The organism is Pseudomonas sp. R151218B TE3479, from assembly GCF_053629195.1.
In genome coordinates, this window is the sequence record NZ_JBRJHV010000001.1 from 6,015,504 (window position 1) to 6,029,478 (window position 13,975).

Below are 13,975 nucleotides of genomic sequence, written 5' to 3' on the forward strand. Positions count from 1 at the left end.
TTAGCTGCTGCAACAAACGATTTTTCCAAGATCCACCGCGGCCAGTAGGCCTTCATCGGGCATCTGGCCCTCACGCAGGAGACGACACGTCATGCTGAGCTGGGACGAATTCGACAAAGAAGACGGCGAAGTTGCTGTAAAAGGCGCCAACGCCGGCCATGCTTCTGAAGCCAACATGGACCGCCTCGACAGCGCCGGCGGTGCCGCCGCCCTCGAAGCCCGGGCCGTGACGGCCAGCGACTCGGCCGCGATCATTCGCGCCAAGGCCGCCCTCGACAAACTCGACGTCGCCGAAGGCCTCGCCGAACTCGAAGGCGCCTCCGCCCGTGTCGCCGTCGATGAAAAGCGCATGATCAACTGCCGCGCCGACCTCAACCAGCTCGTCCCCTTCAAGTACGACTGGGCCTGGCAGAAGTACCTGGACGGCTGCGCAAACCACTGGATGCCGCAAGAAGTCAACATGACCGCCGACATCGCCCTCTGGAAAAACCCGGAAGGCCTGACCGACGACGAGCGCCGCATCGTCATGCGCAACCTGGGCTTCTTCTCCACCGCTGACTCCCTGGTTGCCAACAACCTGGTCCTGGCCGTGTACCGCCTGATCACCAACCCGGAATGCCGCCAGTACATCCTGCGCCAGGCGTTCGAAGAGGCGATCCACACCCACGCCTACCAGTACTGCATCGAATCGCTGGCCATGGACGAAGGTGAAATCTTCAACATGTACCACGAGATCCCATCGGTCGCGAAAAAAGCCGCCTGGGGCCTGAAATACACCCGTTCGATCTCCGATCCGAAGTTCGAAACCGGCACCCCGGACACCGACAAAGAGCTGCTGCGCAACCTGATCGCCTACTACTGCGTCCTGGAAGGCATCTTCTTCTACTGCGGCTTCACCCAGATCCTCTCCATGGGCCGCCGCAACAAAATGACCGGTGTCGCCGAGCAGTTCCAATACATCCTGCGCGACGAATCCATGCACCTGAACTTCGGCATCGACGTGATCAACCAGATCAAGATCGAAAACCCGCACCTGTGGGATGCCGAGATGAAGGAAGAAGCGACCCAGATGATCCTGCAGGGTACGCAGCTGGAGATCGAATACGCCCGCGACACCATGCCTCGCGGCGTGTTGGGCATGAACGCGGCGATGATGGAGGACTACCTCAAGTTCATCGCTAACCGTCGCCTGTCGCAGATTGGTCTGAAAGAAGAGTATCCAGGCACGACTAACCCGTTCCCTTGGATGAGCGAGATCATGGACTTGAAGAAAGAGAAGAACTTCTTTGAGACGCGAGTGATTGAGTATCAGACGGGTGGGGCTTTGAGCTGGGATTGATTTCAAAAAGAAACATCCTGAGCTAAACCGCCAGCGACTTAACAAAAAAACCCGTGAAAACGGGTTTTTTGTATTCTACAGAACCAAAACCGCGCTTAACTCCAGACAGGCGCGCTACCTTTACCCTACGAAAGCTCAGCATCATTGCGTATTAACGGCATCGCCTCAATTGCCCCTCCCCCTGGCCCTCCCGAAACCTCGGTTCACCTAAAGGCAACGGCGACCGCCCTCCTCCCCACCACGCTTCCCCCATTTATGGGAAACCGCCTTGCGCTCTTCGCTATAACCTTAGAAGCAACTGCGAATTAGACTTGCCGGAGTTAAGTCCGCGTTGTGATTAAGGAAGACAACATGCAAGAAATTTTCAGCATCAATTGGTTGCTTTGGCTATCGACCATGGTTCCGCTGACCCTGAGTGCGGGCCCCGGCAACTTGATGGTGGCGACGTCGGGTGCGCAAAGCGGTGTACGTCGTTCGGTGCGGTTTATCGTTGGGCTCGACATTACTTACTTCCTGATCGCCGTGCTGGTCGGCTTAGGCCTTTATCACACGCTGATGAACAATCCGACACTGGTATGGGCGCTGCAAGTGGTGGGCAGTCTCTACATCTTGTGGCTGGGTATACGCATGTTGCGTCGTCCACTGAAAGCGCCCACCGACAAGGCCATGCACCTGCAATTTCGGGACGGCATTGTTATACAACTGGGCAACGTGCAAGGGATCGTGATGTTGCTGGTGATGTTTTCCACATTCATGCCTTCCGGCGAGACCAGCAGCACTGTCGTGTTGATCCTCAGTGCGGCACTGATTTCACTGAATTTCTTCTCCCATGTCATCTGGGTGTCGATGGGTTCGACCGTGCAGAAACTGATCCAGTCCCGCCCCAAATTGCTGATGTTTCAGAACGCTGCGTTCGGCCTGATGCTGATAGCGGTTGCTGTATGGATTTTCCTGCGCATCGGCCCGCTTTAAGGAGGCTCACATGACCCAGACCCACGGAATTGTCTTCGCCGCCCCCGGGGCACCCAACGTCATGGAATTGCACGAATACCCGCTGCGTACCACCGGCCCTGAAGAAATCACTGTGGCCATCGAAGCCGCCGGCGTGAACTTCATCGACCTGCACCGGCGCTCCGGCGCGCTGGACGAGGGTTCAGCCTTCCCCCGGGGCTTGGGCATGGAAGGTGCTGGGCGTGTCGTCGAATGTGGATCGCAGGTGAAAAGCCTGGCCGTCGGTGATCGAGTGGCCTTCGTCGACAGCTCGACCGGCAGTTACGCCGGTCACGCGGTCGTTCGCGCCTCGCGGGCGATACGCCTGCCCGATGGCGTGCCGAGCGAAGTCGCGGCGGGCATCATGTTCAAAGGGCTGACGGCCGAATACCTGACGCATCGCTGCGTGCCGCTGGCGCCTGGTGACTTTGTGGTATGGCACGCGGCGGCGGGCGGCGTGGGCAGCATTGCCACAAGCTGGCTGGTCGCTCGCGGTGTACACGTGATAGGTCTCGCTTCGACCGAAGCCAAACGCCGTCAGGTTCTGGATGTGGGGTGCATCGCGGCCCTCAATGCCGAAGCGCCAGACACACTGGAGTCGATCCGTGAATTGACCGATGGCAAAGGCGCCCATGTCGTGTTCGACTCTATCGGCAAAGATACCGTAGAGCTGTCACTGGCGAGTTTGCGTCCGCGCGGCCACCTCGTGCTGTTTGGCAATGCTTCGGGCGACGTGACGGATTTCAACCTGTCCCGGCTCGGGCAAATGGGCTCGCTGCATGTGACGCGGCCGTCGTTGAAGCACTACATCGGCGGCGACGCTGAATTGACCCACGCGGCCGAACGGGTGCTGCAAGCAGTGGCCAGTGGCGCGATTCGTTTGCCGGCAATAGCCCGCTTTCCCCTCGCGCTGGCTGCCCAGGCCCACTGCGTCATGCAATACCGCCAAACCCAGGGTTCATTGATTCTGGTGCCATGACCTCGCGGTAAGACGGTCGTCAGTGCATGCCGACCGCTTTGCCGTGAAACAGCTCCGTCAGATATTCCACCACTCGATCAACGCGGCTCACACCCTGGGTAGCCTGATTGCGCAACAACCAGATTTCCGAGCGGCGAGCAGGGTGATTGGCCAACACCTGGCACAGAGCGGACTGATGTCCGACATAGACGGGTAGCGCGGCAATCCCCAGATCGGCTTCGACTGCCTTGAGCTGCGCATTCAGGTTTGAAACGCGCATCCACAGCTTCTGCTCTCCGGTCATTTCGCTCAACCATTGGGCGAGCGGCATATACGACATTTCTTCGGTCCAGCCGATCAGGCTGTGGTGCTTGAGGTCGGCGGGTTCGGCCGGCAGACCGTTGGCATCGGCATAAGCCCGGGAGCAGAAAAGTCCCTGCATCAGGGTCCCGACCCGGCGCATGGTGAAGTTACCGTTCTCCGGTCTGCGCAAGCGGATAATGATGTCGCTGTGGCTCTGCGTGAGTTTCGACGACACCGCCGAGTTAATGAAGTCAAAGCTGATTTCGGGGTGCTGAGCATGGAGTGCCGCGAGTTGCGGAATGATCAAGTGCGTGCCCATTAGTTCCGGACAATCAATGCGCACCTGTCCCGCCATCCGATCACCCGGCTGCGACATTTGCCGCTCGATCAGTTTGAAACGCTCTTCCGTTTCCAGTGCCAATGGCAGCAACGCTCTTCCCGCTTCAGTCAGGAAGTAACCGTTGGTCTTCTTCGAAAACAATACCGTACCGAGCGATTCCTCGAGCGCCGCGATCTTGCGCGACACCGTCGAGGCCGAAACCTTGAGCGAGATTCCGGCCTCGGTCACGTTGTTCGATTTAGCCACGAAGATAAAAACCTTCAGATCATCCCAATCCATGTCGATGACATACCCAAAAATGGAAAATCGATCCCCACCTATTTCTATTCGAAATATCCAGAGGCCACGTTACAGTTTTTGCATGGAGCAAAACCCTAGAGGAAACATGGATGATACGTAACTCAATGCGCGCCCTTCCAGGGTTCATGCAGCCGTTTCTGAGTTGGCTGACAGCCAAGCCTCTGCCCGAAGATCTCGATAAAGTCCGACCTCTGAAGCCGTTCCACCATATCGTTGTGTCGGCGGGATTGATAGCCGGCGGCGCGCTGTTGGCCGGTATCGGTTATTCGCAGGCCAGCATTGCCCTGTGGCTGCTGGGCTTTGTCCTGGCCACCGGTGGCATCAAGCAGATGCAAGTGATGATCTGCCACAACTGCGCCCATGACATGGTCTTCGAATCGCGCGAGACCAATATGACCGTCGGCCGAATCATTTCCGGCATCCTGATGCTCAAACCCTTCGATACCTACAAGAGCGAACACGCGCTGCATCACAGTTCGAAAACGCTGCTGACCGACGATGACGACACCCTCTCCTACCTGCAAAGTGTGGTGGGGTTGAAACCGTCCGACAGCATCGCCAGCATGTGGACCAAACTGGTCTCGACCGCGCTGTCGCCACTGGCCGTGCTGCGTTCGTGCTGGGGCCGATTGAAAGGGACCGCCACGGCTGAAAACCGCCGCGTCGCAGCATTGACGTTGGTCTTCTGGGCGGGCCTTGCACTGCTGTCGGCAGCCTTGGGCCATTTCGATCTGTTCATCGTGGCGTGGGTGATTCCGATCTTCGCCGGCTACCACATCAGCACCACATTTCGCCTGGCAGCCGAGCACACCTGGCCCAGCGTGGACGTACTGGAACGGCGCGGCATCGACTTCATTTGCGAGAGCACCACCGGCGTATTCATCGGCGAAGAACTGCGCATCCCCGAAGGTGCGGGAACTGTTCGACGCTTCGCCCATATCAGCGTTTGGCTGATCAAGATGCTGGCGTTCCACTTGTTTGTCCGGGTGTTTGTGATGGTCGGCGATACACCGTGTCACGACTTTCATCACCGGCGCCCACGATCCAAAGACTGGCCGAACTACATCACTGCCCGCGAACGGGACAGGATCGAAGGTTCCAAACCCTTTCCCACCAACTACGCCGAGACCTGGGGCTACATCAACTCGGTGACCACCAACTTTCGCAACTTTCAGCGGGCGCTCCCGTACTACGCAACCAGGACAGCAACTTAAAAGGGACTTTAACGATGACTTTCAGCAAAACCGCTCTGCTCACAACCGTGCCTTCGGACTCCCATAGCTGGAATCTGGTGTTCATGGAGTTCCTACTCACGGACATGGGCTACAACGTCGAGAATCTGGGACCGAACACGCCCATGGATGAAGTGATCGCGCGGCTCAACCGCCACGCCAGCGCCATGGTTGTCGTCAGCACGGTCAATGGCCATGGCTACATCGAAGGCGCTGAACTCGCGCGGCGTATTCGTAGCGAAACCAAACACACCGACGGGGTGTATATCGGCGGCAAGATCTGCACCGAAAACGATCCTCGGACCATTGCCCGACATAGCGACACACTGCGCGCCGCAGGTTTCGATGAGGTGTTCGACGACAGCGTGGCCAACAGCTTCGATGCCTTTCAGGAGTTGGTGTCTGCCCAGTTGTATCCAGAGCATTACCTGGAGAAACGGATCGCTCGCTGACCCGTTGCACCCTTACCGATTCGCAGAAAAAGGCAGATCAGGATGATCGATTTCAACACCCATGTTCTTGAACGCTTCAACGCTCATGGCCCGGTGCTCCAGCCGCGAATGGGCTTCAGTGACCCGGCCCGGATGCAAACCGGCCTGGAAGCCACAGCAGCGAGCCGGGCGAACACTGTGTGCACCATCACCCTTGATGCGTTCACCCGGGTAAACAATCTTGAAGCAGCGCAACGGGCCATCGACAGCGAATCGATGCTCAACGGTTATCCGATCGTCAACCATCCGCCAGCGCAGACCCGTGCCATGATCGACCAGATCGATGCGCGCTACCGCCTGCCAGTGCAGGTTCGTCATGGTTCGCCCGACCCGTTGCACATTTTCGAGCGCATGGTCGAAGTCGGTCTGCCCACCACCGAGGGCGGGCCGATTTCCTATTGCCTGCCGTACAGTCGCACGCCGTTGCGCGAGGCATTCGGGCACTGGGAGAAAGCCTGTCAGGTGCTGTCCAACGGCGTCGACAACAGTCACATCGAAAGCTTCGCCGGTTGCATGATGGGACAGATGTGCGACCCAGTGATTCTGGTGGCGCTGAATATTCTTGAAGGGTTGTTCTTGCGCTCCCATGGCATCAAGACGCTGTCGTTCTCCTACGCTCAAGGCACCTCGCCGGTGCAGGATCGTGCGGCGGTGACAGCCCTCCAACAACTCGCGGCCGAATATTTTGCGCCGGGCAGCTATCACTTTGTCGGTTATGTGTTCATGGGGTTCTTCCCGCGCTCGCTTGGCGGTTTTTGCCGAATCACTGGCGATGCGCTGGCGATGATCCGCGCCACGGGTGTGCAGCGCGTGATCATCAAGACACCGGTGGAATCAAGGCGCATTCCCCGGGTAGAGGAAAATATCGCGGCGCTGGAGTACTGCGACTATTGCCTGAACACCGACGGCGTTTTACCGCAGATTCCGTTCGATTCCCAGGAGCACGGACGCGTCCTGCGCAGCGCGAAACGCCTGATCGAAGGCACCCTGGCCCACGACAGCAACTTGTCCGAAGCCCTGCTCAGTGCCTTCGACAGTGGTTTTCTGTCGATCCCCTACTGCCTGCACCCCGACAACAAACGCGGCGCCGGCACTGTGCTGACACCGGAAAACTATTACCACGAGTTCCAGGGCGAGCGGGTGGAAAACGCCTTCTCGTTTCTGGCGGCGCTGAGACAGAACATCCGCACTTATGACTGTGTGCTTTGACGCTGGAACGACCCGCTCGCTGCCTTAATTGGGGGCTGCTGCGCAGCCCAGCGGGAGCAAGCTCCCTCGCCACAGGGTTGGTGTCGAGCTGGGGATATCAATAAAGTCTCGGGTGCTGTCCATGGCCGGGGTATTGCTGCAGATTTTGCACTGAGTTGAAAACAATCAGTGCAACCCACCCCGCCTCCCGCTATTAATATCCTTTCCCCCTCAAGGACCCGAGTCCGCAATGAAATTCGACCTCGCTTACTGCCGCAGCCTCGACGACAAGCTGTCGATCTATGACGTGCGCGATCTGAATTTCGACGAGACGGTGGCGTTCGATTCCGCGAAAGAACAGTTCCAGTGCCCCAATGATGCCTGTCGGGCGGCGTTTGATGAGGAGAATCGGCTGACGACGTTCAATGCCAAGAACGTCAATTACATTCGCACGCCACATTTCAAGAACCAACCAACGACCCAGCATATCGAGGGCTGCCCTTATGTCAGTCCGAAAACACCAGGGTTGGGTGCTCAGAGTGACGAGGCGGAAACGGATGACGACCGCGAAGAGCATTTTCCGTCGGAGCTGTTGCTGACTCGGCGTCAGTACGTGCGTCAACCGTCCGATCTGCCGAAGGATGTTGAAGCGACTCGCCCTACGCCCCTCTCTGTATCGTCCCACGGTGATGACACTCATTCCGCCCAGGACTCGACACCGGACAAGACCAGTGTCTTCGCCCACCCGGTGGAATGTTTCGTCTCGAATTTCGATAACAAGGATCTGCTCAAGCGCATGCCGCTGAAGATTGGCGAGCACACGGCGCCCTATGGATCGTTCTTCAAGAAGATCGACTACCTGCAGGACAACAAGGGTTTGATTTACTGGGGCAAGATCAAGGAGATCAAGGATTACACGCTGAGCTTTCGCATCGATTTCGAAGCAAAGGCCTGGTTCAAGCAAGCGGACGAGGCGAAGAAGAAACCTTACTCAGTCAACGTTTACCTAAGCAAGAAGCTGATCGACAACTACCGCAAGCGCAAAGCATTCCTGAAGGAAATCAAGCACGCCATCGGCAGTGACGCGCCGTTGTATTGCTTCTTTTATGGCGTGACGCCGGAGTTCAAGCAGGTGCCAAGCAAGAAAAAACCCGACCAGACGTTTGGGGTGTTCAGTGCCAATATCGAGAACCTGGACCACTTTATTATTCGGGAGGCGCCCGGGTTGGCGGATCAATAACCCCCTACCCGAGCAACATCCCCCCCATGACCAGCATCAACAACCCCACATACACCCGCGCATGCAGCCGATCCGGTATCCGCCCGATCCACGGCGTTGCCAGACGGATGCCCAATAGCACGCCGAGCGTGAGTACAGCGAAGGCCAGCAAGTCGACATAACCGACGAACCACGGCCCCAAGTCTGTTCCGGTGAAAGCGGCCAAGGCCATGTAGGTCACGGTGCCGGCCAGAGCGACAGGCAGGCTCAGCGGATTGGCCATGGACGTAGCCTGGGACATGTTCAAACCACATCGGCGCAGCAGCGGCACGGTCATGACACTTCCGCCGACACCCAGGAACGTGGCAATGATTCCGACAGCCGTACCACCCAACGTCGTCTCCATCGTCGACAGAGGTCGTGGGTCGGCATCCCTGGCGCGTGTCAGAAAACCTCGGCGCAGCAGGCAGTCCACAATGGTCAGGCCCAAGTAGGCAATGAAGGCGTAGCGGATAATCTCGCCGCTTATCCAGGTGGCAGCCGTTGCGCCGAGGGTCGCGCCCAGGGCGATGAAGCCGCCGAACGGCCACAAGTAATGAGGAAGCAGCTGACCGGCGCGGTGATGTTTTCCAGTGGCAACCAGGGCGTTGACGATCATGACGCAGGTGGAAGTGGCCACGGCGATGTGCATCGCCGACTCACCGATAACGTCACCTGCGTGGCGAGCCATCAGCAGGCGGTAGATCAACGGCACCACGACAAAACCACCGCCGAACCCAAACAGCACGGCGGTCACGCCACTCAAGCAGCCGAAACAGGCGAGCAATACGTAGAACATCCAGGGAAGTCCTTGGAATGGGGAGGCGTCCACGATAGGTAAGCGAAGGTTGGCCCGCTGTAGCAAACCGGCCAATAATGTTCGCGTTTACGCCAATCGCGAGTCACCCTTCGATGCGCAACACTTCGATCGATTTATTGGATGCCACACCCAGAGCCGTCGTCGCCATTGGCACCGATTACCCCCACGGGCATTTGCTGCCGTTGCACCATCATCGCCGGGCCCAGTTGCTCTACGGTGCCACCGGGGTGATGCAGGTCGGCACGGCGGACGGCAACTGGGTGGTGCCGCCGCAACGAGCAGTCTGGATTCCGCCGGGGGTCGACCATGAAGTACTGATGCTGGGCGTGAGCACCCGCAGCCTGTACATCGAACCGGCGGCGGTAACGGCCATGGACACGCGGTGCCAGGTCATCAGCGTGTCGCCCTTGATGCGCCAGTTGCTGATGGAGGCCGTGGAGCTTGCGCCGGACTACGACGAGGCTGGACGCGATGGCGCGCTGATCGATCTGCTGCTGCACGAACTGCTGCGCAGCGCCCATCTGCCGCTGCACCTTCCACTGCCCCAAGACCCGCGCCTGCTCGGCCTGTGCCAGACGTTCCTGAAACACCCCGACACCCATGCCTCGCCCGTGCAATGGGCGGCGCAACTGCATATCAGCCTGCGCTCATTCAATCGCCTGTTCAGCCGGCAGACCGCGCTGAGTTTCAGCCAGTGGCGGCAACAGGCGTGTGTCATGGCGGCGTTGGCCCGTTTGGCCGAAGGGGATTCGGTGACGCGCATAGCCCTGGACCTGGGCTACGAAAGCCCCGCTGCGTTTTCCACCATGTTCCGTCGCGTACTGGGTCACGCTCCGAGCGCCTGGCTGGAGAAGACCACCGGTCATTGATCAAAAAATGAGATTGATCAGGATTCAAAACAACTGTACAAAAACACAGTATTTTTTGAATCCCACAGCTTTGGAGCACCCCATGGCCTCTCTCGCAATCAAAACCACCCTGGAACGCATCGCTGTCTATCAATTCACCCCTGCTCACAGTGCGCAGGCCCGAGCCATGCTGGGCTGGAGTGTCGAGGAGCTGTCCCGGCAATCCGGCGTCTCGGTCCAAGCCATCCGCCGCTTCGAAGCCGGTGGCGAGTTGCTCGATGTCACCCGCTTGGCCCTGGCATTTCGCCTGGAGGCCGAGGGCCTGGTGTTCTTCCCCGGCTTCGCACCGGGGCGCGGCATGAACATCAAGGGCGCGACGCCGGACCCGATGGGGCGCTCCGATTACGCGATGATCGAATAACACCGACTGCGCAGGTGCTAGGCAATACCGGCCCGGTCCGGGTACGCCGAGGTTTCTACGTCCAGCCACCAGGCGCGGCCACGTTGCGGCTGCGCCAAGGTGAATGCTTCGCCCATTTGCGGAGTGGTGATGCACACGTTGCGTTCCCAGGCCAGGGCCAGGATGCGATCGAAAGGTTCATACCAGGCATGCATCGCCAGGTCGAACGTGCCGTTGTGGATCGGCAGCAGCCAGCGGCCCTTCAGGTCGATATGAGCCTGCAGGGTCTGCTCCGGCTGCATGTGGACATGGGGCCAATCGACGTTATAGGCGCCGGTTTCCATCAGCGTCAGGTCGAAGGGGCCGTATTGTTCGCCGATGCGTTTGAAACCCTCGAAGTAGCCGGTGTCGCCGCTGAAGAAAATCCGCGTGGCGCCATCGATCATCACCCACGAGGCCCACAAGGTACTGTTGCTGTCGAACAGGCCGCGCCCGGAAAAATGCTGGGAGGGCGTGGCGATGAATTCGATGCCGTCTACCTCGGTGCCTTGCCACCAATCCAGCTGACGCACCTTGCTGGCGTCGACGCCCCATTTGATCAGGGTGTCACCCACGCCAAGGGGGGCCAGGAAGTGACGAGTCTTGGCTGCAAGCTTGAGGATGGCCTGATGATCGAGGTGGTCGTAATGATCATGGGAAAGGATCACCGCTTCAATCGGCGGCAGCTCTTCCAGGCTGATGGGCGGCTGATGAAAACGCTTGGGGCCGACCCATTGCACGGGTGAGGCACGTTCGGAGAACACCGGGTCGGTCAGCCAGAATTTGTCTCGCAGCTTGAGCAGCACGGTGGAGTGGCCGAGACGGAAGACGCTGTGATTGGGCGCGGCCAGCAACGCGGCGCGCGTCAGCGGTTGAACCTCGATGGCGCCCGCAGGCCGGGTAGCGCGCGGCTTGTGGAAGGTCATGTTCCAAATGATGCGCAGGGTCGTGCCGAACCCTTGCCGCGGAGTGAAGGCGTGATTGCGATACTTGCCCTGTTCGTGCCGGGATAAATGTTGGGCAGACGGGCTATCGGTCGAAAAAGAGGGGATGGTCATGGTGCGATAACTCCAAGGACGTCGTCGCAATTGCGCTTCGCCGTTGTGGGACGCTGGATGGCCGTTGCATGCACGCTCAGCCGTTCGACACAGAAACTACACCACTCGGTGTAGTTTCTAGATTGCATGAATGCTGGGAGCAAGTAAACTGCTGAGTGTAAGTTCTCTCCTCTCAACCGACGAATGCCCATGACCGTACCGCAGCGCCTTACCGAGCGAAAACGCGAAGCCATTCTCCAGGCCGCGATCGCTGAATTCCGCAGCAGCGGTTTCGAGATCACCAGCATGGACAAGATCGCGGCGACTGCCGGCGTATCGAAGCGCACGGTGTATAACCATTTCCCGAGCAAGGAAGAACTGTTTGCCGAAATTCTGAATCGGTTATGGAACAGCATTACCGCAGAACAGGACATGCCCTACAGCTCGCAAACGCCGTTGCGGGAGCAGCTTCAAACGTTGCTGCAAGCCAAGCTGCACCTGCTGGCGGACGAGAATTTCCTCGACCTGGCGCGCATCGCCATCGCCGCAACGATTCACTCCCCGGAGCGGGCCCAGGACATGGTGTCGCGCATGGGCCAGCGTGAAGAAGGCCTGACGGTCTGGATTCGCCAGGCCCAGGCCGATGGTCGGTTGAAGCCCGTGGAGCCGGCATTTGCCGCCCAGCAAATGCATGGGCTGCTCAAGACGTTCGCCTTCTGGCCGCAGGTTTCGATGGGGCAACCGAGCCTGACCCAGGAGGAACAGACCCGGGTGATCGAATCGGCCCTCGACATGTTCCTGAGTCGTTACCAGGCCTGATTGGCTGGCGCATCCCGCTGGATGTGGGCTACTGCATCGATGGCTTGTGTACAACCTTCTGGTGCATTTCGGTAGTCAAGCTGTCGATACGCTCGGTCAACGCCTTGGTCATTTCCGTCAGGCGGGTGTTCTGCTCCAACAATTGGAGCAACTGCGTCGTGTTCTGCGCGGCCTGGGCCTGTCGCTCGCTGTTGGCGACGGCCAAGGCTTCGCGATGTTGCGCATCGGCTTCCGCCTGAGCCTTGTCCCGAGCGGCCTGACGGGTTTGCGCCAGCAAAATCAGCGGGGCGGCATAGGCCGACTGCAGGCTGAACGCCAGGTTCAGCAAGATGAACGGGTAAGCATCGAAGTGAAAGACCCCCATCAGGTTCAGGCTGACCCACAGCAGCACGATCAAAGTCTGCGCGCCCAGGAACATCGGCGTCCCGAAAAAACGCGCGAACGCCTCCGCCCTCAGTGCAAAGCGGTCATTGCCAAAAGTCGGCGCCAGATGGGCGTGAGGGCGATGAAAACGCAAGTGGTCAACGGCTGCGGAGGGTGTGGTTTGGGAAGACTTCGTCATCGTGATGTTCTCTGCCAGGGGCTGGTGCTCAAGGCACTATAACCGTTGGGGGACATCATCCCTTGAGTCATGCACAGCCTGCGCGTTAAAAGTCAGCGCCACCGCAGATTGCGCCCCAATTCATCGAACAAGGTCACCACCGAACGCAAGGCCCGGCAGTCCGGACGTGTCAGGAGCCAGAGAACCGTGTCATATCCCAGTAATGGTTCACCGAATGGCATCAGACCCTGGTTTTCGTCGATCAGAAAGTCTGGCAGCGCCGCCACCCCCAAACCAGCCCGCACCAGTTCGGTGACCGAGAGCATGCTGTTGCAGCGATAGGCGGGCACTACGCCGGGTAAATGCTGACGACGCCAGGCCACGGTGGGGTGATCGGGGAGAAAATCGTCCGGCGCGATCCAAGTCATGGCGGCCAGGTCATCCACATTCGCCGAGCGCAGGTACGTGGCACCGGCACATACCCGGAACGTCACATTGCCGAGGTTGCGACCAACCAAGTGCTCCGGCGGCGTACGGGTCAGTCGCAACGCAATGTCGGCATCGCGGCGGCTGAGATTGGCGAAGTCGTTCGAGGTACTCAACTCAAGATTCAACGCTGGATAGGCAGGCATGAAACGCGCCAGCGCCGGTAGCAACAACGCTTGCAGGACCGAATCGCTGCACGTCAGGCGCACCGTCCCGCTGATGACCTCACCGCCCTGCTCCACCCCCACCCGCGCCGCCTCCAAAGCCTGCTCGGCGCGCTCGGCTTGTTCGGCCAATGCCTGGGCCAGGCTCGTGGGCAAATACCCGGAACGACTTTTCTCGAACAAGGGCTGCCCCAGGGCTGCCTCCAGCCGACGTACCGAACGAAACACCGTGGACACGTCCACCTGCAGCAGCCGAGCGGCCCGGGCCAACGAGCCGCCACGGACCAGCGCCAGGATCAGGGACAGATCGGGATAGTCCAGACGATAGTGCGTTGTTGCATTGATCACTTGGGTAAACGCCAATATTGATTGCGTGAACGCCAATCTATAGTGGCCACCAGGAATCAACAAGCGGCGAGCCT

At 59.1% G+C, this 13,975-nt stretch carries 15 protein-coding genes; 10 read left to right on the plus strand and 5 right to left on the minus strand.

The window, feature by feature from the left end; translation table 11 throughout:
- Window positions 1–91 precede the first annotated feature (91 nt).
- The 3 genes from AB7M32_RS26180 (at window position 92) to AB7M32_RS26190 (ending at window position 3,308) form a co-directional block, all read left to right on the plus strand.
- A complete protein-coding gene (locus tag AB7M32_RS26180) occupies window positions 92–1,339 on the plus strand; it encodes a ribonucleotide-diphosphate reductase subunit beta (protein ID WP_003204812.1) in 1,248 nt (415 codons plus the stop codon).
- 351 nt (window positions 1,340–1,690) lie between these two features.
- Window positions 1,691–2,311: a LysE family translocator gene (locus AB7M32_RS26185; RefSeq protein WP_454251825.1), complete on the plus strand. Its 621-nt coding sequence runs from the start codon at window positions 1,691–1,693 to the stop codon at window positions 2,309–2,311.
- A 10-nt stretch (window positions 2,312–2,321) separates the two neighbouring features.
- Window positions 2,322–3,308 carry a quinone oxidoreductase family protein gene (locus tag AB7M32_RS26190; RefSeq protein ID WP_454251826.1) on the plus strand — a complete coding sequence of 329 codons (987 nt, stop codon included), beginning with the start codon at window positions 2,322–2,324 and terminating at the stop codon, window positions 3,306–3,308.
- Between the two features lie 19 nt (window positions 3,309–3,327).
- Here the strand turns inward: AB7M32_RS26190 and AB7M32_RS26195 are convergent, their stop codons facing one another.
- Window positions 3,328–4,209 carry a LysR family transcriptional regulator gene (locus tag AB7M32_RS26195; protein ID WP_454251827.1) on the minus strand — a complete coding sequence of 294 codons (882 nt, stop codon included), beginning with the start codon at window positions 4,207–4,209 and terminating at the stop codon, window positions 3,328–3,330.
- Between the two features lie 110 nt (window positions 4,210–4,319).
- Here AB7M32_RS26195 and AB7M32_RS26200 point away from each other — a divergent pair, with 110 nt between their 5' ends.
- The 4 genes from AB7M32_RS26200 (at window position 4,320) to AB7M32_RS26215 (ending at window position 8,381) form a co-directional block, all read left to right on the plus strand.
- Window positions 4,320–5,444 carry a fatty acid desaturase gene (locus tag AB7M32_RS26200; RefSeq protein ID WP_454251828.1) on the plus strand — a complete coding sequence of 375 codons (1,125 nt, stop codon included), beginning with the start codon at window positions 4,320–4,322 and terminating at the stop codon, window positions 5,442–5,444.
- A gap of 14 nt (window positions 5,445–5,458) precedes the next feature.
- Window positions 5,459–5,914: a cobalamin B12-binding domain-containing protein gene (locus AB7M32_RS26205; RefSeq protein WP_060740993.1), complete on the plus strand. Its 456-nt coding sequence runs from the start codon at window positions 5,459–5,461 to the stop codon at window positions 5,912–5,914.
- Between the two features lie 42 nt (window positions 5,915–5,956).
- On the plus strand, window positions 5,957–7,162 hold the full coding sequence (locus AB7M32_RS26210; protein WP_454251829.1) for a methylaspartate mutase: 1,206 nt from the start codon (window positions 5,957–5,959) through the stop codon (window positions 7,160–7,162).
- Window positions 7,163–7,391: 229 nt separating this feature from the next.
- Window positions 7,392–8,381, plus strand: coding sequence for a hypothetical protein (locus AB7M32_RS26215; protein WP_454251830.1), 990 nt, complete (start codon window positions 7,392–7,394; stop codon window positions 8,379–8,381).
- Between the two features lie 4 nt (window positions 8,382–8,385).
- Here AB7M32_RS26215 and AB7M32_RS26220 read toward each other — a convergent pair whose 3' ends face one another.
- Window positions 8,386–9,198, minus strand: coding sequence for a sulfite exporter TauE/SafE family protein (locus tag AB7M32_RS26220; RefSeq protein WP_454251831.1), 813 nt, complete (start codon window positions 9,196–9,198; stop codon window positions 8,386–8,388).
- A gap of 113 nt (window positions 9,199–9,311) precedes the next feature.
- On the opposite strand from AB7M32_RS26220, the gene AB7M32_RS26225 reads away from it, so the two are divergent.
- Both AB7M32_RS26225 and AB7M32_RS26230 read left to right on the plus strand, forming a co-directional pair.
- Complete coding sequence (locus tag AB7M32_RS26225) at window positions 9,312–10,088, plus strand: AraC family transcriptional regulator (protein ID WP_454251832.1); 777 nt, start codon at window positions 9,312–9,314, stop codon at window positions 10,086–10,088.
- An 82-nt stretch (window positions 10,089–10,170) separates the two neighbouring features.
- Window positions 10,171–10,488 (plus strand): helix-turn-helix domain-containing protein, encoded by a 318-nt coding sequence (locus tag AB7M32_RS26230; protein WP_003204826.1) that lies wholly within the window; start codon window positions 10,171–10,173, stop codon window positions 10,486–10,488.
- A gap of 17 nt (window positions 10,489–10,505) precedes the next feature.
- Here the strand turns inward: AB7M32_RS26230 and AB7M32_RS26235 are convergent, their stop codons facing one another.
- Window positions 10,506–11,564 carry an MBL fold metallo-hydrolase gene (locus tag AB7M32_RS26235; RefSeq protein ID WP_072408619.1) on the minus strand — a complete coding sequence of 353 codons (1,059 nt, stop codon included), beginning with the start codon at window positions 11,562–11,564 and terminating at the stop codon, window positions 10,506–10,508.
- A 189-nt stretch (window positions 11,565–11,753) separates the two neighbouring features.
- On the opposite strand from AB7M32_RS26235, the gene AB7M32_RS26240 reads away from it, so the two are divergent.
- The gene (locus tag AB7M32_RS26240; protein WP_072408621.1) at window positions 11,754–12,362 is read left to right on the plus strand and encodes a TetR/AcrR family transcriptional regulator; all 609 of its coding nucleotides are present in this window, start codon (window positions 11,754–11,756) and stop codon (window positions 12,360–12,362) included.
- A 28-nt stretch (window positions 12,363–12,390) separates the two neighbouring features.
- Here the strand turns inward: AB7M32_RS26240 and AB7M32_RS26245 are convergent, their stop codons facing one another.
- Both AB7M32_RS26245 and AB7M32_RS26250 read right to left on the minus strand, forming a co-directional pair.
- Window positions 12,391–12,924, minus strand: coding sequence for a DUF1003 domain-containing protein (locus AB7M32_RS26245; RefSeq protein WP_158456117.1), 534 nt, complete (start codon window positions 12,922–12,924; stop codon window positions 12,391–12,393).
- Between the two features lie 92 nt (window positions 12,925–13,016).
- Window positions 13,017–13,964 carry a LysR family transcriptional regulator gene (locus AB7M32_RS26250; RefSeq protein WP_454251833.1) on the minus strand — a complete coding sequence of 316 codons (948 nt, stop codon included), beginning with the start codon at window positions 13,962–13,964 and terminating at the stop codon, window positions 13,017–13,019.
- Between the last annotated feature and the right edge of the window lie 11 nt (window positions 13,965–13,975).